1 protein-coding gene is annotated in these 1,897 nt (G+C 57.6%); it reads left to right on the top strand.

The genetic code is table 11. From position 1 onward, the window contains the following. Positions 1–333: 333 nt before the first annotated feature. A complete protein-coding gene (locus BCL67_RS15315; protein ID WP_146131224.1) occupies positions 334–1,305 on the top strand; it encodes a hypothetical protein in 972 nt (323 codons plus the stop codon). Positions 1,306–1,897: the final 592 nt, after the last annotated feature.

Genomic DNA, 1,897 nt, shown 5'->3' on the forward strand with positions numbered 1-1,897 from the left:
GGTGGTGTCGTAACTTCCATCCTGTGGTGGGGAGCCCGTTCCTCATCTCATCAACGCACCCGTGGCAAGAACCTCATGCCCCACAACACCTAGCGGCGACTGTGATGGTCGGGAACCCACGGCACCGAGCCTATTCAGCTGCCGGCATGATCTCCAGTGGCCGTGCAGCACGCTACCGACGACTGCTAGCCAGACCGCCAAGTCGGCTTCAGAAGTGGACTGTACCGAAACCCCGAAATAGATACTTTTGTCCACTCAGGAAGTCTGAGTCGGAAGAATAGTCTTTGCTTGTCTCGGAGCGAATGCGCTTCACTTTGAAAGGAAAGTCTAATCATGCCGGAGAGAGTGACTATGAATCGCGCGGTGACTTTTGGTGTCTGCGCCGCACTCATGGCCTATGGGATCGGTCCCGCTGGCGCCGAAGAAACTGAGGGCGAGGAGGCGGCGGAGGGTTCAGCGGTGGAGGAGCTCTCCGCATTTGGTCAAGCGGCTGGAATTGACCAAGCTCTTGACGACCTACAAAACATTCAGTACGACGCGACCGCGGGGTCCATTGACATTGCGGGCGATGATGAGGTCGTAGCGGTCGATCTTCCGTCCGGAGATCCCGTGGATGTCGCTGGAGATCTTGAAGGAATACTGCTCGACGAAGGTGATACAGCGATCGCTTTAGAGGCGGCGCTCTCTCCAGATGAAGAGGTATTTGCTGATGGGGTTAGGGCTCTGATCTCCATTGGCGGACCAGACTCGCCGTCGACGTACTCTTTTACGGTAGATCTTCCAGCAGGACACGAACTTGTGGCGCAAGAGGACGGCAGTGTCATAGGCCAGGACCCGGCCACCTATGAGACGAGTGTTGTGATTCCGGCTCCATGGGCAGTCGACGCCGCGGGTGATGCTGTCCCGAGCTATTACGAGGTTGCGGGAAGCGAGCTGATTCAGCATGTGGCTCTCCGGGATGACTCCCAGTTTCCGATTCTCGCTGATCCGGTGTGGTTTGTTCCGCTTATTGTGGCCGGAGGCAGGGTCGTGGGGCAGGTGGCAATCAAAGCGGCGACTCGCGCTGCTGCTCAGCGCGCGGCGGCGGCGCGCGCTGCAGCTGTAGTGGTTCGAACCGTACGAGGCACGATTCCGCGGACCGTCGCGCGGCGTTGTGGCCTGGGTACAATTACGACAGCTCGTCCGGCTGCTGTATCAGTAGTAGCCTCACAGCGTGGCGATAACCGGTGGCGCGTTACAGCTGGTGGATCTGCAACTATCGTGAGCGCAGGCGTTGGTGGCTGCCTGGCCGCTAACATCCGCTGATCAGAGGATCAAAATGGGCATCTGGGAATTTCGCGTCGCTTACTTCTTGGTCATATGTTTGGGTGCCGGTCTCCTGGGGCTCGCGTTGCCAGTAAGTGACTTTAGCTACGCTGTCTTCGGCCTCTATAGCATGTTTGCGTTGGCACTGGCCCGTCCCACGGGCAGGAAGTTCGGCTTTCAAGACGTATTCGGAGCACATGGAAATGCAGAGTGAAAACGCTCGGTCTCTACTCTGCAGGAGTGAGATGATTCCCTTGCTGCGATCCGCTGGCTTCTAGGTTGATTCGGGGTTCCAGAATGAGTCCGTATGCCTACGAGAATGCAGATCGAGCAGCTTGCAACCCCGTGTCGAGCTGACCTGGGGCAACGACGCCTCGAGGGATCCCGGAACAACTCTTGATAGGGCATGACTCGTACTCGAGGGTTTTTCATCACCACCTCGCGCGAGGTTTCCAATAACGGACGACTTGTCCACGAACATGCCGAGACACGTAAACCGGCTCTCCGCAGTTGAGCGTGGGGGTGTCGTGAGATGCTCCTATCTTGTGTCAAACAGCTGTAAGCCATTGCTCATAGCGGGTGGTGAGTTCTG

The organism is Nesterenkonia sandarakina, from assembly GCF_003003175.1.
Lineage (GTDB): Bacteria > Actinomycetota > Actinomycetes > Actinomycetales > Micrococcaceae > Nesterenkonia > Nesterenkonia sandarakina_A.